The organism is Micromonospora sp. NPDC049679 (assembly GCF_040659735.1).
In the GTDB taxonomy this organism is placed as follows: Bacteria; Actinomycetota; Actinomycetes; order Mycobacteriales; family Micromonosporaceae; genus Micromonospora_I.
On the sequence record NZ_JBFANZ010000007.1, the window covers coordinates 146,982 to 169,472 of the forward strand.

21 protein-coding genes and 1 pseudogene are annotated in these 22,491 nt (G+C 66.1%); 7 read left to right on the forward strand and 15 right to left on the reverse strand.

All coding sequences use genetic code 11. From position 1 onward, the window contains the following. Position 1 precedes the first annotated feature (1 nt). From AB0J06_RS07355 to AB0J06_RS07380, 6 genes are all read right to left on the reverse strand, one after another. Positions 2-595 carry a helix-turn-helix domain-containing protein gene (locus tag AB0J06_RS07355; RefSeq protein WP_357425651.1) on the reverse strand — a complete coding sequence of 198 codons (594 nt, stop codon included), beginning with the start codon at positions 593-595 and terminating at the stop codon, positions 2-4. A gap of 135 nt (positions 596-730) precedes the next feature. Beyond that, a complete protein-coding gene (locus AB0J06_RS07360) occupies positions 731-1,039 on the reverse strand; it encodes a hypothetical protein (RefSeq protein WP_357425653.1) in 309 nt (102 codons plus the stop codon). Then, positions 1,008-1,220 (reverse strand): hypothetical protein, encoded by a 213-nt coding sequence (locus tag AB0J06_RS07365; protein ID WP_357425655.1) that lies wholly within the window; start codon positions 1,218-1,220, stop codon positions 1,008-1,010. The genes AB0J06_RS07360 and AB0J06_RS07365 overlap by 32 nt, the downstream gene beginning before the upstream one ends. Positions 1,221-1,222: 2 nt before the next feature. Then, complete coding sequence (locus AB0J06_RS07370; RefSeq protein WP_357425657.1) at positions 1,223-1,573, reverse strand: DivIVA domain-containing protein; 351 nt, start codon at positions 1,571-1,573, stop codon at positions 1,223-1,225. Then, positions 1,570-1,809 (reverse strand): hypothetical protein, encoded by a 240-nt coding sequence (locus AB0J06_RS07375; protein WP_357425659.1) that lies wholly within the window; start codon positions 1,807-1,809, stop codon positions 1,570-1,572. The genes AB0J06_RS07370 and AB0J06_RS07375 overlap by 4 nt, the downstream gene beginning before the upstream one ends. 356 nt (positions 1,810-2,165) lie before the next feature. Then, positions 2,166-2,393 carry a hypothetical protein gene (locus tag AB0J06_RS07380; RefSeq protein ID WP_357425661.1) on the reverse strand — a complete coding sequence of 76 codons (228 nt, stop codon included), beginning with the start codon at positions 2,391-2,393 and terminating at the stop codon, positions 2,166-2,168. A gap of 569 nt (positions 2,394-2,962) precedes the next feature. On the opposite strand from AB0J06_RS07380, the gene AB0J06_RS07385 reads away from it, so the two are divergent. Next, positions 2,963-3,202, forward strand: coding sequence for a winged helix-turn-helix domain-containing protein (locus AB0J06_RS07385; protein ID WP_357425663.1), 240 nt, complete (start codon positions 2,963-2,965; stop codon positions 3,200-3,202). Positions 3,203-3,400: 198 nt separating this feature from the next. Next, positions 3,401-4,236 (forward strand): annotated as a pseudogene (locus AB0J06_RS07390) (IS481 family transposase). Position 4,237: 1 nt separating this feature from the next. Here the strand turns inward: AB0J06_RS07390 and AB0J06_RS07395 are convergent. Both AB0J06_RS07395 and AB0J06_RS07400 read right to left on the reverse strand, forming a co-directional pair. Then, the gene (locus AB0J06_RS07395) at positions 4,238-5,062 is read right to left on the reverse strand and encodes a very short patch repair endonuclease (protein WP_357425665.1); all 825 of its coding nucleotides are present in this window, start codon (positions 5,060-5,062) and stop codon (positions 4,238-4,240) included. Continuing rightward, positions 5,059-6,363 carry a DNA cytosine methyltransferase gene (locus AB0J06_RS07400; RefSeq protein WP_357425667.1) on the reverse strand — a complete coding sequence of 435 codons (1,305 nt, stop codon included), beginning with the start codon at positions 6,361-6,363 and terminating at the stop codon, positions 5,059-5,061. The genes AB0J06_RS07395 and AB0J06_RS07400 overlap by 4 nt, the downstream gene beginning before the upstream one ends. A gap of 161 nt (positions 6,364-6,524) precedes the next feature. On the opposite strand from AB0J06_RS07400, the gene AB0J06_RS07405 reads away from it, so the two are divergent. Next, positions 6,525-6,947, forward strand: coding sequence for a DUF4259 domain-containing protein (locus AB0J06_RS07405; RefSeq protein WP_357425669.1), 423 nt, complete (start codon positions 6,525-6,527; stop codon positions 6,945-6,947). Here AB0J06_RS07405 and AB0J06_RS07410 read toward each other — a convergent pair. From AB0J06_RS07410 to AB0J06_RS07435, 6 genes are all read right to left on the reverse strand, one after another. Then, a complete protein-coding gene (locus AB0J06_RS07410) occupies positions 6,944-7,549 on the reverse strand; it encodes a hypothetical protein (RefSeq protein ID WP_357425671.1) in 606 nt (201 codons plus the stop codon). The two genes, AB0J06_RS07405 and AB0J06_RS07410, sit on opposite strands and share 4 nt — an antisense overlap. A gap of 12 nt (positions 7,550-7,561) precedes the next feature. Further along, positions 7,562-10,414 carry a Z1 domain-containing protein gene (locus tag AB0J06_RS07415; RefSeq protein ID WP_357425673.1) on the reverse strand — a complete coding sequence of 951 codons (2,853 nt, stop codon included), beginning with the start codon at positions 10,412-10,414 and terminating at the stop codon, positions 7,562-7,564. Between the two features lie 7 nt (positions 10,415-10,421). Further along, positions 10,422-11,396, reverse strand: a complete 975-nt coding sequence (locus tag AB0J06_RS07420; protein ID WP_357425675.1) for a PD-(D/E)XK motif protein — start codon at positions 11,394-11,396, stop codon at positions 10,422-10,424. Continuing rightward, positions 11,393-12,898 carry an ATP-binding protein gene (locus AB0J06_RS07425; protein WP_357425677.1) on the reverse strand — a complete coding sequence of 502 codons (1,506 nt, stop codon included), beginning with the start codon at positions 12,896-12,898 and terminating at the stop codon, positions 11,393-11,395. The genes AB0J06_RS07420 and AB0J06_RS07425 overlap by 4 nt, the downstream gene beginning before the upstream one ends. 620 nt (positions 12,899-13,518) lie before the next feature. Then, positions 13,519-14,835 (reverse strand): AAA domain-containing protein, encoded by a 1,317-nt coding sequence (locus AB0J06_RS07430; protein WP_357425679.1) that lies wholly within the window; start codon positions 14,833-14,835, stop codon positions 13,519-13,521. A 435-nt stretch (positions 14,836-15,270) separates the two neighbouring features. Beyond that, complete coding sequence (locus AB0J06_RS07435; RefSeq protein ID WP_357425681.1) at positions 15,271-15,819, reverse strand: hypothetical protein; 549 nt, start codon at positions 15,817-15,819, stop codon at positions 15,271-15,273. A gap of 76 nt (positions 15,820-15,895) precedes the next feature. On the opposite strand from AB0J06_RS07435, the gene AB0J06_RS07440 reads away from it, so the two are divergent. The 3 genes from AB0J06_RS07440 to AB0J06_RS07450 all read left to right on the forward strand — a co-directional run bounded on the left by AB0J06_RS07440 (position 15,896) and on the right by AB0J06_RS07450 (position 19,324). After that, the gene (locus AB0J06_RS07440) at positions 15,896-16,402 is read left to right on the forward strand and encodes a helix-turn-helix transcriptional regulator (protein WP_357425683.1); all 507 of its coding nucleotides are present in this window, start codon (positions 15,896-15,898) and stop codon (positions 16,400-16,402) included. After that, the gene (locus tag AB0J06_RS07445) at positions 16,399-18,426 is read left to right on the forward strand and encodes a DEAD/DEAH box helicase (protein ID WP_357425685.1); all 2,028 of its coding nucleotides are present in this window, start codon (positions 16,399-16,401) and stop codon (positions 18,424-18,426) included. Before AB0J06_RS07440 ends, AB0J06_RS07445 begins: the two co-directional genes overlap by 4 nt. A gap of 229 nt (positions 18,427-18,655) precedes the next feature. Further along, entirely contained in the window at positions 18,656-19,324 is a 669-nt protein-coding gene (locus AB0J06_RS07450; RefSeq protein WP_357425687.1) for a hypothetical protein, read from the forward strand. A gap of 411 nt (positions 19,325-19,735) precedes the next feature. Here AB0J06_RS07450 and AB0J06_RS07455 read toward each other — a convergent pair whose 3' ends face one another. Further along, entirely contained in the window at positions 19,736-21,757 is a 2,022-nt protein-coding gene (locus tag AB0J06_RS07455) for a prolyl oligopeptidase family serine peptidase (protein WP_357425689.1), read from the reverse strand. 264 nt (positions 21,758-22,021) lie between these two features. Here AB0J06_RS07455 and AB0J06_RS07460 point away from each other — a divergent pair. After that, positions 22,022-22,491 (forward strand): ABC transporter permease (locus tag AB0J06_RS07460; protein ID WP_357425691.1); only part of this gene is annotated, 470 nt, incomplete at its 3' end.

Below are 22,491 nucleotides of genomic sequence, written 5' to 3' on the forward strand. Positions count from 1 at the left end.
ATCAGGCCTCCACCTGGTCGGGATCAGAAACAGCAGCGCCGGGGCCTCGGTGGCCGAGCGCGTCGAAGCAGGTGGCGACGACGTGCTGCCGCCACGCGGTGGTCTGGTTTTCGCGATGGGCCGCGAGCGTCAGGACCGCCAGCGCGGCGCATGCGCCGACGACGCGGACGAACCGCTCGGGCTCGGCGGTGTCGGGGTCGACGCCGAAGGCCTGCAGCGCGGCGGCGGTGGCGAACTCCAGCTCGGGGTCACCGAGCCCGTCCTGGGTCGCCGGCGTGAGCAGCAGCGCGACCATGCCGGGATGGGCCAGCGCGACGTCGATCAGCGCCTCCACCGCACGCCGATCACGCGCGGCCCCGGGCGGCAGGTCCCTCACCTGGTCGAGCACGCGCCGCCCCAGGGTCTCCGCCTGCGCGAGCACGGCCGCGCGCAGCGCGTCCTTGGTCGCGAAGTGGTGCAGCAGCCCGGCTTTGGAGAGGCCGACGGCGCCCGCGATGTCCTGCACCGACGTCTTCGCGAAACCGCGGCGGGCGAAGAGCGCGGCAGCCTGGTCGAGGATGCCCTCGTCGATCTGCTGCCGGAACGGTCGCGTCATGTCACCCACGGTACCGTCGACCGACCGGATCGGTCGGCGGTCCGACCGATTTGGTCGGTAGCGTTCGTCACACTCGTCGGTCGCCGTGCACCATTGACGGATGTGGACCGCCGACGAGGTACGAAGCGCTGCGCCCTACCGCATCCGCTGGCGCGCCGGCTGCGGAAGCCGCTGACGCGGGATCCGCGGCCGCTGACGTTCCGCCTGCGGCGGTGGCGCGTTCGAGGCACTCAGTTGCCGCTGGTGCTGGCGCTGGTGCTCGCGGACCCGGTCCTCCCAGGCGGCCTGGTCGGCCCGACCGATCGGCGGCACCCAGCGGTGCGAACCGTTCTCGTAGTGCATGTCGTCGTCGCCGCTGCGCAGATTGCTCATGGCCTCCTCGCACTCCTCGGCCGCGGTCGGCCGGTCGTCGTCATGACGCTGCCTTCGGACCAGGGAGATCACCGAGCACTCCCGCCGTGACGAGCTGCTCGTACGCCCAGCGCCACTCGTCGCAGCGGCTGCGCTCACACGACGGGCACGCCCCCAACGTGGCGTCGTCGGTGTGCGCGGTGAGCGTGTCGCGGTAGTGCCGGACCAGCTCGTCCGACATCGGTGTCGACGCGCCCGCGAATGGCCCGTCCATCATCACGCCTCCCTGCCCCGGCCTCGTGGGCGCGGATCGGGACCCGGCGCGCGACCGATGAACGGCTTGGTGACCGGGGTCCCCGGCCAGCGAGGTTCGGCCACCCCGCAGCCCGCGTGCCGGGTCTGCCAGGCGCGCAGACCCTTTTTGATCAGGTCGTTCTCTGCCTGGACGTTGGCGATGTCGCGGTGCAGGAGGCCGAGCTCGTCGGCGACCATGGCCAGGAACGCGTACACCTGCTCCGCGTCGAGCCCCGCCCGGCGCCGCGCCGGCGGCTCGAACCGCGCCCGGCGCACCTGATCCGGCCCCAGCCGCGTTGAGCCCCGGCGGATCGGCTCGCCGTACTCGGTCACCGCGCACCTCCGCGCGGCCATGGCGTCCGCCGCATCGCTATCGCGATCGCCGTTTGCACCGCCGCTTGCACGCCGAACCGATGCAGCAATGCGATCGCCTCGAGTGATAAATTTGATTGGTTCAATAATTGCTGCGGCGTCGTGGCGATGGCCGGCCAGTGGAGGATGAACTGCCCGGGCAGACCCGCTGCGGTGGCGGCGAGTGGGCCGAATTGTTGCGGCGGCGTCGCGTTCACTACGCGCACGGTACGAGGATCGACGCTCGCGGAGGTGCCGTGAAGTGCAAATGACGGTTGGAACGCGGATGGTGGAACTTCCACCATCCCTCGGGGTTCGCCACGGAGCGGACTTATCGCCACAACGCTCCAGCCAACGATGACTCGCACGGCCCCGCCCCGGACTTCATGCGGGCTTATGCGTGCCGCCTTGTGGTGGTTCTGATGGGCGGCACTCCTCTCCGCCGGCGTCGTCTCCACGTGGCCACCACTTCGGTGCGGCCCCGAGTTCGTCCGGTAGAGCGCCGGGTCGCGGATCACGCCCATCCCGTGGGTCCCGTAGCGGTCCGGCTTTGCTCGCGCAAATGCCCACTCGTTCATCGCGCCAGCTCCCCCGCCGCGCGCCGCCCCGCGACCGCGGTCTGTGGCAGTTCGTCGATCTGGGCGTCGGAGAGCCCGCGCAACCGCAGGACCTCGCGACCCCACCGGTTCAGGCGGCACGGATGCGGCACCCGCTCGTTGCGGCAGACCGGACCGGCCGGCCACTCCTCGGCCGCGTGCACCACGACCGCCAGTACGGCGAACCGCTCATCCTCCGCCGTCACGTGCACAGGTACGGGGATCTCGCCCAGGACCTCCGCTGCTCTGATGTGGACGATGCGCTCCCTCTTGAACGATCGATGGCTGAGTTGGCGGCACCGAGGCGGGCGGGGTCGGTCATCTGCGCAGTGGGAACGACCGTTGCCCAGCACCCGCCCCGGGCCGGCTTGGACTCCCGCAGCTGCGACGCAGAGTGGCGGGAGGTGGTGAACAGTTGGTCGGTCAGGCCAAGAGTCTTGGTCGTCAAGAGGACGAACGACGCGTCCGGGATCTGCCGGCCGAGCCGCTTCACACGGTGCCGCCCTGCGAAAACTCGCCTGTGGACGCCGTGCTGCAAGGCCAATGCCTCGCAGCGATGAACAGTTGAGGTGCCGGGACAGGGCTGACGCCAGCCGAGATCGGGTCGGCTGGCAGCCAGCAGATGCACTGCCCCGGCGAGGAATCGACCGCAGTGCCTAGCTGGGAGGATTCCTACGACGGTCACTGTACCGGCATTACTGGTAAAGTCAACGATGCTCTTGAAGTTGGGAGATGCTCGTGATCAGATGTGTGGGCCTAGCTGGGAGAACCTCGCATGCCCGCACAGAGATTCGAACCGCACTACCGACGGATCATCGCCGACATCAGGCAGCGCATCGCGTCGGGTGAGTGGCCGCCGGGCCACAAGCTGCCCTCGACGAAGGCGCTCGCCGAGCAGTACGGGGTAGGCAGCCAGTCGACGGTCCGTCAGGCAATCACAATCTTGATCGAGACTGGCGAGTTGTACGGCCACCAGGGCCTCGGCGTCTTCGTCGCCGACGAAGCCGAACGGTGACTGCAGCCGGGAGAAAGCTCTTCCGGCGCTGATCACTCAGCGTGCAGTGCCGGCCGCACGGGGCGGTTAGTCGCTGAGGATTAGAAGTGCGCACAGACGTTGGTGACGGCGACACGGATCGAATGATCTTGAAAGGGTGAAGACCTCCGGGTCAGTGTGGAGCTTGTCGAGAGCCCACATCTTGACCTGGAGGTCTTCGTGCCCCACGCTAACGCACCCTTGACCGAACGAGGTCGTCTGCGGCTGGCCCGCTGCGTCGTCGACGACCGCTGGCCCCTGCGACGCGCGGCGGACCGGTTCCAGGTCTCGCACAACACCGCCAAGCGATGGGCGGACCGCTACCGCCAACACGGCCCCGCAGGCATTCGCGACCGATCCAGCCGCCCGCACCGCAGCCCGCGACGCACACTCCGCCCGATTGAGCGCAAGATCTGCCACCTACGGGAGAAGAAGCGGCGTCGATCGCGGGTCGGCTGGACATGCACCCCTCCACGGTGCACCGAGTCCTCACCCGTGCTGGTGTTCCCCACGTGCGGGCGATCGATCTCGCCACCGGCCAACCCATCCGCCGCGACAAACCCGTGCGCTACGGCTACGGAACCTGCACGCCGCCGTCGACGACCACTCCCGCCTGGCCTACGCCGAAGTCCTACCCGACGAGCAGGCCCCAACCGCCGCCGAATTCTGGGCCCGCGTCCACGCCTGGTTCACCGCCGCAGGCATCACCGTCGAACGGGTCCTCACCGACAACGGCGCTTGCTACCGATCCCACGCCTGGCGAGACACCCTGACCAGCCTCAACATCACCCACAAACGCACAAAACCCTACCGGCCGCAAACCAACGGCAAAGTGGAACGCTTCAACCGCACCATCAGCGTCGAATGGCCTACGCCAAGCCCTACCACAGCGAACCGCCCCCCGAAAAGCCCTACCCCGATGGCTCCACACCTACAATCACCACCGCCCCGACGCCGCAGTCGGCGGCAAACCACCCGCCAGCCGCGTCCCCAACCTCTCAGGGCAGTACAACTAGGTCAGGGCGTAACATGACCAGTCCGGCCAGGCAGGGCGTCCTCCTGTGGGCATCCTCGGATTGCCCGAACAGCGGCGATCACGCGGAGCGCCGCCCTTTGCGGCTCTTCGTGTTCCCAAATTCGAATTGACTGCCACCCGCCCTCAGCGAGCAGCCGATCCGTCTCGACGTCGCGCGCCCTGTTGCCATTAATCTTAGTATGCCAGAACTGCTGGTTCTCGCGGGCCGGCCGGTAGTGTTCAGAGCAGCCATGCCAATAGCATCCGTCGACGAAGACAGCAATCTTTGCGCCAAGGAACACCACGTCCGCAGTCCGGCGCAGCTTCTTCAAGGGCCGCATATTAACCCGATATCTGAGTCCACTTCGGAACAATATGGAGCGGAGCTGGCGTTCCGGCTGCGTATCGCGGCCCCTATTGCCCTGCATCGACAAGCGGACAGCTGGCGACTTGGCCCATGAACCGGGAACCGGCGCGGGCAGAGCGAGTAAACCCTTCTCCCGCGCCAGCCGCCAACCCTCCGCCAGATTAAGAGCACGGGTGGCCCTGCGGACCTCTCCTAAATATCTGCTTGGCGAGCGGCCGCGATCCGACCAGCGCAGATACGCTCGGAGCCTCCTGGTCTTCGGGAGAAGCTTCAGCTCGACCGAGGCGCGTGCCTGACGGCCGCCGTCGAGATCAACCCACCGGCGATCGGGACCGCCGGCGGCTCGGTCTTGTTCCGCCGTTACCGCTCGCCGGCTGCGTCCCTTACGGCCTTTCCAGGCCCGCTCAGGAGGGAGCGCATCGGCCCATGCGCCGTCGACCCGCCCTTCACCGCCGGTCATCGTCGGCTTTCGGCCTCATCCAGCGCCACAGCGATAGCACGTGCAAAGAACTCGCCCAACCGCACCGGGACCGCATTCCCGAGCTGGCGCATCTGCTCACTTCTGGGGCCCTTGAGGATCCAGCGATCGGGGAAGGTCATCACCCGCGCCACCTCCCGGACCGTCATATATCGATGGCGATACTTCAGCGGACTGTTGGCGGCAGGCTCGGAGAGCAGGTCGTCGGTGAGCATTACCGATTCGCCGCCCGGAACCCCGTGCACCCCAGCTTTCACAGTCTTCGCGGGCCGATCCAGCTCGTTCGGCGTGTGGCCTTGATAGATGCGAGCGTCTGGCCAACCAATGTGGTCGAGCACGCCACCGAGTTGGTACTCACGACGGTCCAGCTTGTCCCAGGGGACCGGCGGCAGCGGCCGCTGCCGGTCGATTTCCTCCTTGAGCGCGTCGCGCAGGGTCAGCCAGGGAAGCTTTCCGTCATCGAAGGGGATCACCTTCGGTAGCCGCGACTCTACGCGTTCCCGAACGTGGTACGGCACTTCCGGGTGCTTCCGCCAATACGAGCCGTCCTGAATGGAGCGAAGGAGCGCGGCTTCGGAGTGAGTCGGCGCGATGGACTCCTTGAACCGCGTCAAGTCGACTTCCAGGTCGCACCGGAAGGCGACGATGATGATCCGGTTGCGTATCTGCGGCACCCCATAGTCGGCCGCGTTCACCCGAGTGGTTACGACCTCGTACCGCTTCTTCGGGTCGGTGGGGGCCTCCGACAGACGCGCTTGGAGAGCGGCGTCGTGTTCGCGCCAGTTAACCCCTTCTTCGCGCTGCTCGAAAGGCAGGGCGAGCTCACGCTCGATGTAATCGAAATAGGGCCGAAACGACGGACGCAGCAAACCCTGAACGTTCTCGCAGATGACGACCTTGGGCTGAATCTCCCGGATTGCCCGGAACATCTCGGGGAACATATTCCGCCGGTCCTCGTCACCCTTGGCGACTCCGCCAAGGCTGAAGGGCTGACACGGCGGCCCACCGGCAAGCAGATCGACCTGATCCCACAAGTGGTCGAACTTGATTTCGCGCACATCCCCAGGGATCAACGGCCACGCCTGTCCGGCCGGGGGGATGAACTCCTCATCGCCGCGGCCCTCCGCCTTGTTGGCATCTAGTGTCTTGCAGGCCCACTTGACGAGTTCGTTGACCAGGAGGGGACGGAAGCCAGCTCGGTGGACCGCCATCGCTAGCCCGCCGCCGCCGGCGAACAGCTCGACCGAGGTGCGGTCCTTCGGCTCCCCCCGCTGCTCAAGCATTGCGGAAGCATACCGCGGAGTTGTGGATCTTAGAAGCCGGCTCGCCGGCCGCCGCTCGCCGCCTGTTATCCCCGGCCACCAGGAGTCCGCTATACATTGGCTCGTCCTCCGATCGTCCGCGACCGTCATCTACCTGAGCCGTGACTCAACAAGGGGAAAACATGGCCACCTGGAACGTGGGGCCCTTCGACAATGACGCTGCGGCCGAGTGGTGCGAGCAGTTCGAGGCAGCCGCGCCGGCCGAACGGACCGAAGCGGTATCGGGAGCGCTGCGGCGAGCAATCGCAGACTCGACTTCTCCCCTATCCGATGTGGCCGCAGCTCAGGCGGTCGCCGCAGCCGCAGTAACCCTTCAGGCCCACACCGGCTTGCCTGACCTGACGACCCCCCACTCGCCTCGGTTTGTCGACGGCGCCGACTATGTCGATGCCAGCCCGGGCCTGCTACGACTCGCCACGGCGGCCTTAGAGGTGATCATGCGGGAGGATTCCTCCTGGCGGCGAAGGTGGGCCGATGACGTCGAGGGTGATCTCGCGGTCGAGACATTGGAACGCCTCTACGCGGCGTTAGGCGAAAAGCACTAGCCCGCCGCTGCTGCTAACCATCGCCGTCGCACGAAATCCACATCAAGTCCGCAATGCTCAGCGATGCGGCGGAACCGCTTAGATCTCTCGGCATCGACCGGAACAGCGTCGGTACCGTACACAACAATCATTGGACGCTCGGTCGAGTCGATCGCCTCATTTAACGCCGCCCAGACCAGGTCGCGAAAGTTGCGCACGCGGCCCCAGCACACGTAGCGCTCCCGCGAGCCATCGGTGGCCTTGCAGTGCATAGGCTTCTCCCGGATGGTTTCCGGCCGTACCTGCCAGTCGGAGCCAAGGATCGGCGGAACGAACTGACTCGGCGGCGTCAAGTGCTTCGAGACGAATTGGGCGTACGATCCGAACCTCTCGACCGCGCGCGCGTACTCCTTCAGGGGTCCGTCCTTGAGCCACACTCGCATGCCTTCCGACGTCATGTAGTCGGCGAGCATCCCTCCGATCGCGTCGTCCTCCACCCAGCGCGTGTAGTAGGCGGTCTTGGCGCGTACCGGGAGTTCCTCCCAGTCGAGCGTGTCCACCTGGCGATAGAGCTCGCGAATGACCTCGGCGCGGACCTTCTCCGGAACTGTTGGCTCGGGCAACGTCCTACATCCTTACCATGCGTGATTTTCTGTCGGGATGGGCCGCTTAGGGGCAACCTGGTAAACCAAGGGCCGGGTGCCGGCCGGAACCGCCTTCTCGGGCAGCTCGAGCCGGATCGCCATGACCACATCGTCCGGCCACGTGTCATGCGGGATTTCCTCGTAGGCCCGGTCCTTGTCGATCACGGGGTAGATGATCGCGCAGCCGGTCTTTGAGGTTCGACCGGTGAGTGACGCGAGCCCCGCGCGGTGGAGACTTTCCGAGTTCCCGCGCAGGCTGCCATTCTCGATCTTGCGGCCATGGAGCGAGAACGTGCCGAGGCCGGGAATGGTCACGCCGCGGTCGGAGCGCCGCTGTGGAAGCACGATGATCCACTTGTCGACGGCCTGGTCGTCCAGGCTCTCAATCCAGGCCAGGTCGGCCTTGAAGGTGTCGTCGGTCCGCCACTGGAGCTGCTTAAGTACCTTGACCATCTCGGCGTGGGAAACCTCGCCGGTCATCGCATCGAAGCTTCGGGTGCCAGCAGACAACGTGCTCCTGTTCGACGCGGCCTGCAACAACGGTGTCATGACCTTGACGTTGTTCCTCAGCTTCTCCTGCTCAGCCAAGCCGGGGTAGCCGGAGCTGGGCTCCTTACTCTGGCTGCGCTTCTCCACGAGCTGGGCGTAGCGCATCTTGTTGGCCGCCGTGGGGCGGAGCCCGTGCCGAGCGACCAAGGGCTGAATGTCAGCCGGGGTGACCAGGGGACGCCCGTCCGCCATCACCGCGTACTGCCGCAGCTCGTCGCGGAAAAGCTCCTCGTCGCGGCAGGCGGCTTCGAAGGCGTCGCGGATCTTGGCGGTGATGAACAGGCGGACCAGGTCTCGGTAGCCAGGCCGGAAGCCGAACCAGCGCCCCATCTGCATCAGGGCCTCGGCGTGCCCGACGGTCCGGAGGTAGTAGGTGATTGTGAGGCCTTCAACGGTGAACCCGCGAGCCAGCTTGTTGCCACCAACCAGGATCCGCCACACCGAGCCACCGTCGAAGTCCAGTTCTTCCTGATCCGGCTCCTTGCTACTGTTGATCACCAGTACCGGGTCGCCGTTCGGCGCGATCTTGCGAACGACCCGTCCAATCAGCGGTTCGAGCTCCGCGAACGACGGGGGCATCGGATATCCCAGACCGAGTCCGTGAGACGCCGGAGCGAAGTCAGTGTCATAGAGCTTGCGGAGCCTCTTCATGCCGGGGGCAAGGATGTGGCCCGACCTACTCCACAGTTCTTGAATAGTCTCCGCGCGGATCTTGTGCTTGGCCTTCTTGGCGGCCTCGTGCACGAGCATCGTGTGGTGCCGGTAATGATCCTCATCGGGGTTCAGCCCTTGCCGGTACAGCTTAATGGCACCGGCTAGCACGAACGAGTCGAGTGCCTGCTGGAAAGCGAACTCCTCGTCACCGTCGTCGATCAGGCGGACATGAACCTTTTCCTTCGAGTTCGAGAAAGTCCGCTCCGACTCGGGAACCGAGGAATCAATGTCGTGGAAATCCTCAACACCCATGTAATCCAGAGGTCGGCGCAGGGCGAGCAGGTAGTCCGACGGGAACACATCGTTCTTGTCCGTGTAATCGCTGAAGACGTTCGCGAACGGTGTCGCGGTGTACCCCACGTATTGCACCCGATGCAGCATTTGGAGCAGCGTCGAGATGCGCTCGTTGATCGTGGTGCGTTCCTTCTTGGCGCCCGGCGACTGCTTCTCCGGGTCGACGGTGTTGATGGACGCCTGGTCGGACTCGTCGTCGATGATGAGAGCGGGGATGTCCTCGAGCCGGTCGGCATTGTTCTTCAGGTCCGAGATGAGGTTCTGCAGTACCGACTCGTTCTTCTTGACCACGATGAGCCGAGCGTCGGTGGGGTACAGATTCTCCGGGCTCCAGACGGGCTTGGTCTTGTCCGTGCGCTCGAATTCCAGCGCCGGCAAGCCCTGCTGGAGGGAGCGGTAGTCAAAGCGACGGGTCGTCATCCGCCGGATCTCGGGCTTGCCCAGGGTCCTCGGCTGCACCCCGTACCGATTGAACCGGCCTTTGATCCAATCATCCTCATTTAGGTAGTCGATATGCTTAGCGGCCTCGATGTCGTTTTCGTCGATGCCGCGGAGGATGTTCTCCCGCCCGACCAGCTCCATGTCCAGCCGCCGCTGGGTCTGTTCCCGAAGCAGGTTGGTCGTGCCGGTCATCACAATGATAAGGCGGTAGCCCGCGTCGATTGCCTTAGCGATGACCCCGGCAAAGTTCGCCGTCTTACCGCTCTGCACGTACCCGACAACCAGCCCCCTAGTTGTAACCGGCTTACTTTGGGCCGGGTTGGCGAAGCGTTCCAGTACCCGGCTCGTGGCTGCATCCAGACGAGTGATCGCCTCGGCATTCCACTTCCTCCGCTTACGGAGGTAGGCCACGTAGTGGCTCCAGTAGAAGTCGCGTTGCCGCTGAAAGTCGGCGGTGTACCACGGTTCCCACTTGCCCGCGATCACGGTGTCGTCGTCGGTGGCGATCGAGAAGTGGTCGGCGAACTCGGCGGCCGTCTTGTCGCCGAGGCCGAGCAGCTTCATGATCCGTGCACGTCGCATCTCAGTGTTCGGTCTGGTGTCACCCATCCACAGGCCCGGCTCGATGGGTGTGTGGTCCCAGGTGGCCAGCCGAATATGCAGCTGCACCCGGAGCTCGTCATTCGGGTCGGCGGCCGCGACATACTCCCGCAGACGGTCCTCTGACACATCGAGGTCGGGCTCGATGTCCTCCGCCTCGACGGCGGCCCGCCGCACCAGCGCCTTCGGCCCGCTGACCATTGCGCCGAGAGCACCGAGGTACGCGTTGACCAGTGGTTCGTTCATGATGTCCTCACGATCCGAGTGCGGCGACGATGACTGCGGGAATGGCGAGCGGGCTGGCGATGCCGTCCAGGTCAACTCGATAGCGAACCTGGATCAACCGAGCGATCGGCACGCCAGCTCGCTGGAGGGTGTCCGGCACCAACCGCGGGAACTGCTCATCCACCTGGAAGGCGGCGCTCTCCGTACGACGCTCCCAGCGCGAGGTCAGCAGCAGGGCGTAGGCGGCCGACCACCCGGCCGTGCTCAGCTTCGCGTCGAAGTCATCGCGAGTCGTGCTGCCGAGAGTTGATCCCACCTCGTCGATCAGTTCCGGCAGCGTCTTTCCAAAGCCTGCACCCGCAGCAGTCAGTTGGTGCGACACGAGCCACAGCGGCCGGTCCGTCGTGGGCTGCAGCTGGGTGAGCGAATCGATCCAATGAGCGCGGCGCTCACTGATCGTCGTCTTTACCTCGACATCTGCGGCAGGCAGGCCGAAGTCATGTTCCTCGCCCTGCGGACCTCGCCAGGCACCCACTGCCGCCGAACCGCCGACTCTCGCCGCCAGGCCACGGAGCGTCAATAACTCGCCGAACAAGCCGATCTCGCGCTCTTGGGAGATCGACTTCGGTTCACGGAGGAGGGAGGCCAACTGTCCGAGCGTCTCCCGCAGCGCGTGGGCGGGCTTCATCCCCTCTATCTGGATACGGTCGGCCATCGAACAGAGCACTGGGTACGCATCACGGAACAGGGCTGCCGCGACAACGACCACTTCCAGATACTGCTGTCCCTCGTGATCCGCCACACGAGCGACGATGTTGTTCAGCCCGGTGACCGGAACATGAGCGTCCGGGTCGACTTCGATCCGCAGACCGAGCTCCGGCTTCGCCGGTCGAACGAACACGGACACTGCCGGTGTCCCGCGGATCGGCAGGACGACCGGAACTTCGCTTGCGAGATACCGATCGAAGCTCTCGACCGAGACATGACGTCTATCCACGTTCACCGCCGCTCCGCTTGCACAGCGGTGGTGAGAACGGACTGCCACAGATCGATATTGTCCTTGTCGCGCGCACCGTGGTAGTTGCCCTCGAACGAATCCGCCACCAACAGGTACAACAATGCTTTGACCAACGGAAGATCATTCAGGCCACCGTGCTTGCCGCCGAGCAGCATCTTGCGGTAGCGCTTGTTGAGCCACAACGTGCTTTGTTCTCGATCCACCTGGAAGAACGAGTCGTCCGCGAAGGTCGCCCAGCGGATTTCGATAGGATCACGGCCAAGGATCGGTGGCACCTCCTTACGGATCACGTCCTTAACGGTGGACGGCAGGCCGGACCCGGGATGAATCATCGCAGTTCGCTTCATCGAGCGGGCGCTCGCCGTGCGATAGACCTGCTCGGCAAGGTCAAAGTAATCATTGAAGCTAGTGCCGTCGGACGACCGAGCTGCTGCGGCAAGGCGGGAAAACTCCAGTCCGACGAGCACCCGGGACTTCTCCGCGTTCATGTGAAACAGACCGGCGACGTCTCCGTCAATGTCGACCTCGACTCGCGCCAGCTGCAGCTTCGCGTGCGCCACGTGGATTCCTTCCCAGCCGCCGAACTGCAGCAGCCGGTCCCGCCGGTAGAAGTAAAGCCCCTGATAGTCGCCGGGCGTCCCCCGCAGCCGGTAGGACAGGGTGCTGCTCTTGCCCGGCCAGATGTGGCATTTGAAGGAGATGTCGACACCGTCGACGGTTGCGGTCAGAGTCTTGGGGTAGCCCTCTGCACCCGGCCGTGAGTATGCGAACGGGTTCAGCGGGGTGACTGGGATCGGAGGTCCGAGATATGCCTCATCTACGTTGTAGACCTCGAAGTCGACGCTCAGCCGCTCCTGTTCGAGGAAGCGATGGAACACGATCCCGAGATGCTGGCACGCGCCGGTGATTAGCCGATCGATGAAGATCTCAACGCGATGCGCCTCCGACCCGGCAGGGAAAGTGACGACATCATCCCACCGGATGATGGTTCCAGACTTGCCGAGTGAGATTCGCCAGTCCCGTTCGAACTCTGCGGTGACGAACGGAGCGGGAACGACGTCGCACGAGAAGTCCCGCTTCGTCGCGGTGTTCACCCGCCACCTGCGGCCGACCGGGTCGTGCCCGGCAGCGCGGGACATGACGGTGAGGCTGCGTGCCTGACTGAACGACGCAGCCTTGAGTCCAAGCCCGAAGTGTCCGAGGTCAGAATTCTCGTAGTCACGCCGCCCGCCTACCGTCATGGCCGTATCTATCTTGTCGGGAGCCATGCCTCGGCCATTGTCGACCACATAGAGCACGCGCGGAAGACCGCCTGCGACTACGAGCCTGATCACGACATTTGTGGCACCGGCGTCGACCGAGTTGTCAACCAGGTCAGCGAGCGCCGTCTCAAGCGAGTGGTTCCGCCCGATGGCGTCGAGCGCTCTCGGATCCGGTGGCAGGTCGATACTGCCGTCAGTTGGAACATCCGGGATCCAGTCGCTCACCGCGCCTCCAGCATTCGCTCGGGCGCCGACCGAGCCACAGCATATGTCGAATCTCCGTCAGCCCCAGAAGACACTTGGAGGGTGATGAGGCCTTGCTGCCTGTCGATCATCTTCATAGCGAGGACCGGACCCGGCGCCGGGGGCAGCCGTTCCAGCGCGATCGCTCCGAGGAACTGGCTTCGGGGCGGCTGTCCGGCCAAGGCCCTAGTCCCGCTCATCTCTGCCTCAACTTTCTCGGCTGCCACCCGGACATTGGACCAGAGCGGCTCCCAGTTCCGCTCTTGCTCCCACACGTAGGGGCGTTGGAGGACTCGAATGACGTGCCGGCGATTCGCGCCGAAGACGTTCACGAGCTGGACGGTATCCGCTTTCATACGCGCTCTCCCCGGGTGGTCGGTGCGTGTGGCGGGTGGTTCAGGACATGTGTGAGGAAAACGTCCACCACCGGTTGCTGGCGATAACCAACTCCTCGTCGGTGAACAACGGCCGAAACCGTGGCCAAATCACCACCGCCTCGGCCGTCGGCCAGGGAGGTAGCACGGTCCAGGATCAGCGACGACGGCTTCGCCGGGGAGGTGGTGCGGGAGAGCACGTGAGCGCTCTGACTCGTTGGTGCGGCTTCACACACCCCTGTACCTGCCTAGATGCGCCATCACAGCCTGGTTCGCTTCCCAGCCGTCGGGGAACTTGACCGGCACGTTGAGGTGGACCGGCTCGGTCGACGGGTGCGCGTCCAGCAGCTCTGCGATCCCGGCCCGCGCCACGACGATGCACGCGTGCCGGTGCCGTGACGTGAGCACGCACAGCCGCCCCGACTCCAGGTGGAACGCGGTCGCGTCCCGCCGTCCCGACAGCGGGTGCAGCACCACGGTCACGTCGTACTCCCGGCCCTGCAGCCGGTTGGCGGTGTCCACCGTGATGCCCTCGCCGGCCGAGCCAAGCTGTGACCGGATCGCCGCGACCTGGTCGCGATGCGCGGCCCCAATCGCGATCCGGGACGCGTCAACGGGAGCGGACACCCCCGACGACACCGCCACCGCGCCCCGCTCCAGCACCCGAAGCGCGAGCGCCGCGCACGCCGATGCCGCCTCGATGTCCGTCCGCAGCGTGTGCCGCGCCGGCAGCTCATACAGCGCCCACCCCGACGACGCGGCCAGCTCCACCGCCGCATCCACTGCGTCTCCCGGACCCGGAGCCGACAGGTGCAGCAGCCGCTCGTCAGCCGTCGTCCCTGCTCGGAACCCAGTGAACGGATAGAACGCCTCCGCCACCACGGGCGCCGCCGACGCGGGCAGCCGCCAGGACACCGGCAGCCGGTGCACCGGCAGCTCAGGGTTGTGTCGCAGCAGCACCGCCACCGCGCTCTGCATCGGGTCCCACGTCAGCCCGGTCCAGCGCGACGTCTCCACCGTCGAGAACGGGTCGAGCTGGCCGGGATCCCCCACGAACAGCGCCCGCTCAAACCGGCCGGCCACGCGCAACAGCGCGTCGGAGCGCATCTGGTACGCCTCGTCGACGATCGCCCACGGCCACGAGCCATCAGAGACCATCGCCCACTTGGCCGCCGTACCGAGAATGACGGCCGCGCCAGCAAGGTCCGCGACCTTCGCCGCGACCCGCACGGTGGCGTGCCGGGAGACCCGCTCCGAGGGTACGTAGTCCGTGGCGGACAGCCGCCCGATGGCCAGCTCGGGCGCGGCCTGGGCCAGCCGGTCGACCAGGTCGTCGACCTGCTCGTTGGTCTGGGCGATGACGATGAGCGGCTCACCGGCGGCGGCCAGCTCGACCGCCGCGCGTACCACGAGGGTCGACTTGCCGGCCCCGGGCGGCGAGTCGACCACGACCCCGCGGTGCGCGCCGGAGCGCAGGTCGTCGAGCACGGCGGTGACCACCCGCTCGGCCTCGACGGCAGGCGGGAGCGCGAGTTGGGTGACCACGTCGTCCCCTCCCCTGCTTGCCGACGGTTCCCGGCACATTACCGGCTGCGACGGCCACAATCACGTCCCGGTCCGGCGTTGACTGACTGATCAGTCTCTACGCCGTCAGGTGTCAGACGAGCGTGTCGAAACATCGCACCGGGAGCAACCCGGCCATCGGTGGCGCTCGCTACCCAAACGGATCGAAACAGCTACCCTCCTGGTCACCGATCGAGGCCCGGGAGGGCTCAGCGCTTCGCGTACGCCGCGGCGAACCGGCGGTGCGCCGGATCGTCCGTACGCTCGGCGAGTGCGCGCAGGTCGGCGCGGGCCGTGGGGGTGTTCCGCTCACACCAGCGTTGCAACAGGGCCGCGGCCGTCTCCGGCGTCGCGTCGACCGCGGCCCTTCAGGCAGCTATCCAGCGACGCACGTCGCAAGTGACCATCACGATGAGATCATGTGCGGTCGCGGGGAGCCCTGCTTACGCGCAAGCGCCCAACAATCGTTTCCGCAGCCCTGGGTGACAGCGCTGACGCAGTGAAAGCGCGTTGCCTGTCGGCGGCCGACAACTCGCCGATCACATCGAGGAGGTCCAGAACGTCGACGATGAAGGGCTTGAGCCCGACCGCCGTTGCCCTGTTGAGGCCCGCCGCGTCGGGGTGCTTCAGCTCGATATACCGGTCCGGCCGGCGATGCCGGGACGCCGCGCTGGTGCACGGCAGCAGCGTCACGTCTCGCCCGTCACAATGAAGGACCACCGCCGGCCGGGTCTTGTATTCGTCGCACTCCGCGAACGGCACATGCGCCCACACGACGACCCCTGGGCGCAACCGTGTTCGCGGGATGACGCGCACGATGGAGAAATTCGGCAGGCGCGCGTCTACCGGGCTCGGCGCGACACGCCAGCGGCGTACTCCGATATCGGCAAGCCTCCGGTGGCCAGGCATAATAGTCTTGCTCGTCAGCGTAGCTCTTCTGCTTTGACGCGGTGCATGTTTGCTCATGGCAGAATTATTACGCTAGACGTCCCGCCTTGGGAAGAAGTATCTGCAGAATTTTTACGCTAGCCGGAGGTCGATCATGGAGGACCACGCTCGGGGTCTCGGTCGAGCCATCCAGGTGCGTCGGGCGGAGCTCGGGCTCAAGCGCAAGGAGGTCGCTCAACGAGCCCTCCTCAGCTATCCCTACGTCTCGGAGTTGGAGAACGGTACAAAGACTCCTTCTCCGAAGGCATTACGCCAGCTCGCCGATGCCCTCAAGCTCTCGCAAGCCGAGTTGCTCGCTCGAGCCGAGTCCAGCCTCACGATCCCGGACAACCGTCTCGCTCTCGACCATGTCGCGAACGCCGCGTTCGCCCTGCCCTCAACCGCGACCTCACGGCCGGACGACCCCGACCAGGACGCCGACAGGCGACCGCCGAGCGTCTCGGCCACACCCGCCGACGACAATCATCTTGATCGTTTGGCAGACGTAGTCGCGGCGACGGTACGCGCGGAACTAGCTGCCTGGGCGCGCACCACCTTGCCCGCCCTCATCCATGACGAGGTGCGCCGCGTGCTCGACGACAGGAAGACTCAGTCGCAGTGATTAAGACACGTGACTTCGCGGTGTGGCCATGGCAGGCCGATGCGGTGCAAGCGTGGACCCGCGGCGATGCTGGCGGGCCGTACCGCGGAACACTCGAGATCGTGACCGGTGGCGGCAAAACGCTCATCGCGCTCGCCTGCGCAGCCCGCGCCGCCGAACAAAGTCCTGACCTCCGGCTTGCCGTCGTTGTCCCTACCGAGGCCCTCGCTCGACAGTGGCAAGCCGTGCTAACGCGGTATACCACCCTTCAACCATCAGAGATTGGCCTGCTCGGTGCCGGCAAATCGGCCGATCTGTCCCGGTGCCGAGCTCTGGTGGGAGTGCTCAACACCGCTGCGAAGCAGCTGCCAGCATTAGCCCGTGCGGCACAGCCTCTGATGCTCGTGGTCGACGAGTGCCACCGTGCCGGTGCACCCACGTTCGCCCAGGTGCTGAAGACAGACGCAGCTTATCGGCTAGGCCTGTCCGCGACTCCAGACCGCGAGGAGCTAGACGAAGCAGGGCAGCCGCTGCGATACGACGAACAACTTGTCGGTCGTTCGCTGGGATCCGTGGTGTACCGCTTCACGTTGCGCGATGCACGACTCCAAGGATGGTTGCCGGACTACGACATCCATCATCACGGGGTACGGCTCGTGGACGAGGAACAGCGGCAGTACGACGCAATCAGCCGACGGGTGGACGACCTAGCCGACGAGCTGCGGTCTCTGGGCTTCGAGTCGGGTCGTGCACAGCAGTTGCAGACGCGTCGTGACGACGTTGGACAGGTCGCGCGCAGATACATGGCGATGACGGCGCGACGCAAGGATCTGCTCTACCGGGCAGTCGAGCGGAGCCGGGTGGCGCAACGAATCATCACAGAGGCTTTGCGGAATGGCAAGGCGCGACGGGTGCTGTTGTTCCACGAACGAGTGTCAGAAGCGCAGGCGCTATACGACCAACTCGTGTCGCAGATGCCGGACGTGTCGATCGCGTTGGAACATTCGCGGCTCGGAACGCGCAACCGGGTTCACGCCCTACAGCGATTCCGTACCGGCGAGGTCCAGGTACTTGTATCCGTGAAATCCCTCGTCGAGGGCATCGACGTGCCAGAGGCCGATATCGGCGTCTCAGTCGCTTCTACCTCCAGTGTTCGGCAGCGGATTCAGGCGCTCGGACGGGTGTTACGCCGTCACTTCGATGAGTCGGCACCGCGCAAGCACGCCGACATGCACCTGATGTATGTGGCCGGGACGGTCGACGAACAGATTTATGCCAAGGAGGACTGGGCGGACCTCACCGGCGAAGGAACCAACCACTACCAGTGCTGGCCGCTCGACCCAGATCAGAAACCGGAGCGGATGTCCGGGCCGCCGGCCACCCCGCGGCCGACCGAGGAACAGGAGTGGGACCGGCTGGGTCATCGCCCGCCGGATGAGCCTGTTCGCTGGGAAGGGATGCTTGTCGGCCAGGAGTACTCGGTCGACACCCTTGGCACCGTGACCAACAGCTCTGGGGCATTGATCCGTAATCCCCAGCACGTGTTCACGATGGTCGAACGCGTGCGTGGCCGCCCGGGCGGCCGGTTTCGCGTAACGCCGCTTCGTCGGCTGGTGCTCGTGTGGGGGGAAGACTCCGCCGGACTCGCGCCGTACGTTGCTGGGCAGCTAACCGAGCCGTTCGAGGTCGAGTCGACCGATCCACAACCGCAGGATCTAGATCCAGGCGATACGGCCGCCCTAACACCGGGCAGCCCTTTGCCCGGACCCACGGACAAGGATGGCGGCAGCTACCGACTTCGGCAGAAGCGTGGCGGAGTCATCGAACGGCGCGCCCCCGACGGCGCGACAGAGTTCGCCCTTGTGGACGATCCTGCGCCTGTCGAACTAGCCACAAATGCACGCCGAGTGTTGGACGCGTGGCGGAAACTGTTCGATCGCGGTATCAGCTTTTCCGTGACCCACGATGGACGAGCGTGGTACATGGAAGGCGGCCAACGCCGTTTTCTCGCCCACGTCCCGGGCGGCTTTGCGTGGCCCTCCTGACCTCCCTTCGCTGGTCACGCCACGAACGGGGAGTCCAAACTCGACGGCTGTACCTCCTGGTCTGCTGGTGAGCCCCACAGATTGAGTGCGGGCTTGAGTGCCGATAACAGTCATCTGCCGACATCGAATCGATGCACTACGCTCACCTCCAATGCGCGAGTCGGTTGGAGGCGGCGATCGACATCTCCACGAACGCGCCCGCGGTTAGCTGAGCGATCAAGGAGGCCACATGTTGGTGCGCTATCCAGGGCTGTCGCCCTCAAATGCCCCCAAAGACGCCAAGTACTCCGTCGTCCACGGGCCGAGTGGACGAATGGAAGTCCGACTGATCTACCGAGTCAGCGACCGGGAGAAGCAGCTGCTCACCACGGACCGCCATGACCGCCTCGTCGAGATGGTCAACATGGTGAAGCAAGAACTGAACGGCTTCCCCGGAGGATCGTTCTACATCAACGAGTACCGCGACGTTCTTGTCCCGGACCGGGACGGGGCGTATTTCGCGGGCACGTACAACGAGTTCCTCAAGTTCGACTATGACGGGAAGGAAATCACCCCTGTCCCGCCGCCCGACCTCGCTCCGGGTGACCCCTGGGTAGGCCCGCACGTCGGCATCCATTACGTCCTGAAAGTCGACGGCAACATCAAGTACGAGGTGGCGTCCGGCCGAGCAAGGATTGAGCACCGCTTGTCCGACTACGTGGGCCCAGGGCCGGCGAGGTTACTCGCTAAGCGGCTCGGGTCGATTAAGGGGCAGGCCGGGGGCGGGATCTACATCAACGAAGCCTGTGCGTTCTTCGCACGAGTGCATGCGGGCGGGGGCAACTGGGCGTACCTGTATCTCGGCCAACTCGAAGACGACGCCTGGTTCCCGGCCCCCGACGTACCCGGTCGGCACTAGTCAGGCGGTGTCTCAACACTCACTTCGGAACGCAAGCATGCGCTGACACGTCGCCCGACCGTGGACACGATCGCTCGCACCTTTGCACACACGGCGGCCCCCGGACAGCCTCCCCGGCCCCGCCTTCCTTCTGCACCGGGTTGGCGAACCTCTCCCTACGGCACTGCGGGCAACGACTCGTCGTCTGTGGGACGAGCGTCTCGCCAAGGCGGCGTGTACGACGTCCTGATCGGCACCAACAGAGGCAGATCGCGCGCCGCTTCCGATCCTCACTCAACACTTCCATGTGCACGTACGCGCACAACCGCTTGCTTGTGCGCGTACGTGCACACGCCCGGCCGGCGCACGTACGCGCACAGATACGTCGCGCACGGCTCGGGGAGATACTTACGCTCGCAAGCGTCGGCAACGTCAGGCGTTCACGCTCGCGAGTCGCCGCCACAGGAACTCGAACGTCAGCGCCGAGATGAACGCGCGCTGCTCGTTGTCCGCCGCGGCACCGTGCCCGCCTTCGACGTTCTCGTAGTAGGACACGTCGTGGCCGTGCTCGCGCAGCCGGGCCGCCATCTTCCGCGCGTGCCCGGGGTGCACGCGGTCGTCCCGTGTCGACGTGATGAGCAGGACCGGCGGGTACGGCTGTCCGGCCCGCACCTGGTGGTAGGGCGAGTACTCCCGCAGGTACGCCCAGTCGTCGTCCCGGTCGGGGTCGCCGTACTCGGCCATCCACGAGGCGCCCGCCAGGAGCCGGTGATAGCGCCGCATGTCGAAGAGCGGCACCTGCGCGACGACCGCGCCGAAGAGCGACGGATAGCGGGTCAGCATGACACCCATAAGGAGACCGCCGTTGCTGCCGCCCTCGATGCCGAGCCGCTCCGGCTCGGTGATCCCGCGCCGCACGAGGTCCGTCGCGACGGCCGCGAAGTCCTCGTACGCCCGGGGCCGCCGCTCGCGCAGCGCCGCCCGGTGCCATTCGGGGCCGTACTCGCCGCCTCCCCGGATGTTCGCCACCACGTACGTGCCGCCCCGGGCCAGCCAGCCCCGCCCGGTCACCCCGCTGTAGTGCGGGGTCAGCGGGATCTCGAACCCGCCGTACCCGGTGAGCAGCGTCGGGCCGGAGCTGCTCGGATCGCCGACGACGAAATACGGCACCGACGTGCCGTCGGCGGAGATGGCGAAGAACTGCCGGACGGTCATGCCGCCCGGGTCGAAGAACGACGGCTCCTGCTTAAGCGTCTCGACCGCCCCGCCGACCTCGCCCAGCCGCAGCGAGTCCGGCTGCAGGAAACCGGCCGAGGAGAGCAGGTACGCGTCGCTGCGGTCCGGCTCGGTGTCCAGGATGCCGGTGTAGTCGAACTCCGGCACCCCCGGCAGCGGCGCCCGCCGCCAGCCCGTCCCGTGCGGGGTGAGCACCTCCAGCCGGGTCCGCACATCGGCGAGCAGGACCAGGATCAGATGGTTGCGGGTCCAGGCGTACGAGCTCAACGAGGTACGCGCGTCCGGCTCGAACAACACCGTCAGCTCCCGCTCACCGGCGAGAAACGCGTCGAACCGGGTCACCAACAGCGCACCCGCCGGGTACGTCACCCCGTCCACGCTCCACGCCGAACGCGGTCGGATCAGCAGCCACTCCCGGTGCACGTCCCAGGTGGCGTCCTCCGGCACCGCTATCCGGACCAGCTCCCCCGCGCCATTGCGGAAGTAGTCCTCGCTGCGGAAGAAGTCCAGGCGACGCCCCACAAAGTCACGCTCGTAGCCGGGTGTCGCATCGTGCGTCGCGTACACGGAAACGTCGTCTGTCCGTCCCTCGTAGATGGTCTCCGCGTCCGATAGCGGCGTGCCCCGCCGCCACTTCCTGGCGATGCGCGGATAGCCCGACGAGGTCAGCGAGCCGGGCCCGAAGTCGGTGCCGACGTAGATGTGGTCGACGTCGATCCAGCACACCCGGCTCTTCGCCTCGGGCAGCGTGAAGCCCTCCGCCACGAACGCGCGACGCTTCAGGTCGAATTCGCGGACGACCGCCGCGTCGGACCCACCGCGGGACATGCTGATCAGGCCACGCTCGTATTCGGGACGCAGCACCGTGGCGCCCTGCCAGACCCAGTTCTCGCCCTCCTCGGCGGCGAGCGCGTCGACGTCGAGGAGCACCTCCCACTCCGGCTCGTGCCGGCGGTACTGGTCGAGGGTGGTTCGCCGCCAGAGGCCGCGTGGGTGGGCGCTGTCGCGCCAGAAGTTGTAGAGGTGCTCCCCGCGCCAGCGCACGTACGGAATGCGGTCGTCAGCGTCGAGCACCTGCCGCAGCTCGGCCGTCAGCCGGTCGAACCCGTCACCGCTGGCCAGCGCCGCGACCGTCTCCGCGTTGCGCTCCCGCACCCACGCGGCGGCGTCCGCGGCGTCGAGCTCCTCCAGCCACAGCCACCCGTCATCCTCGATCACCCCGCGAACTATTCCGGACGCGCGGCCGTTCCGCACCAACGCCGCGGGGACGCGGGACAAGCGAGACTCGCCGGTGCAACCAGTCCCCGCTAAATGTTGAGATAGGTCGATATTGGCTCAACCGTGACCTTCGTAACGATTAGCGAGCCGAGCGCCTGGGTATCTCGTCCGACCGCGGTCACTACTGCCAGGGCCGCGGTCGCATGCGTGTGCATCCGTGGGCCGCCTGCGGATTTGTCCGAACCGCAGCAAGGGAGGTGACGCATGACGTTTTTCGAATACCTGCAGAGTCGCCGTGTCCTGCTGCTGGCGCAGACTCTGGAACACGCCAATATCGTGCTGATGTCCGTCGCGATCGCCACGGTCATCGGGGTGCTGATCGCTGTCGCCACGTACCGGCACCGGCGGAGCCGGGCGATCGCGGTGGCGATCGCCGCGGCGGTCCTGACGATCCCGTCGTTCGCGCTGCTCGGCCTGCTGATCCCGCCGTTGGGGCTGGGCTACATGCCGCCGTTGGTCGCGCTGACGCTCTACGCGGTGCTGCCGATCCTGCGGAACACCGTGGTCGGGCTGACCGAGATCGACCCGCAACTCACCGAGGCCGCGCGCGGCATCGGGATGAGCCCGCTGCGACGGCTGGCCACTGTGGAGATCCCGCTGGCCTGGCCGGTCATCCTGGCCGGGATCCGGGTCTCCACCCAGATGACGATGGGCATCGCCGCGATCGCCGCCTA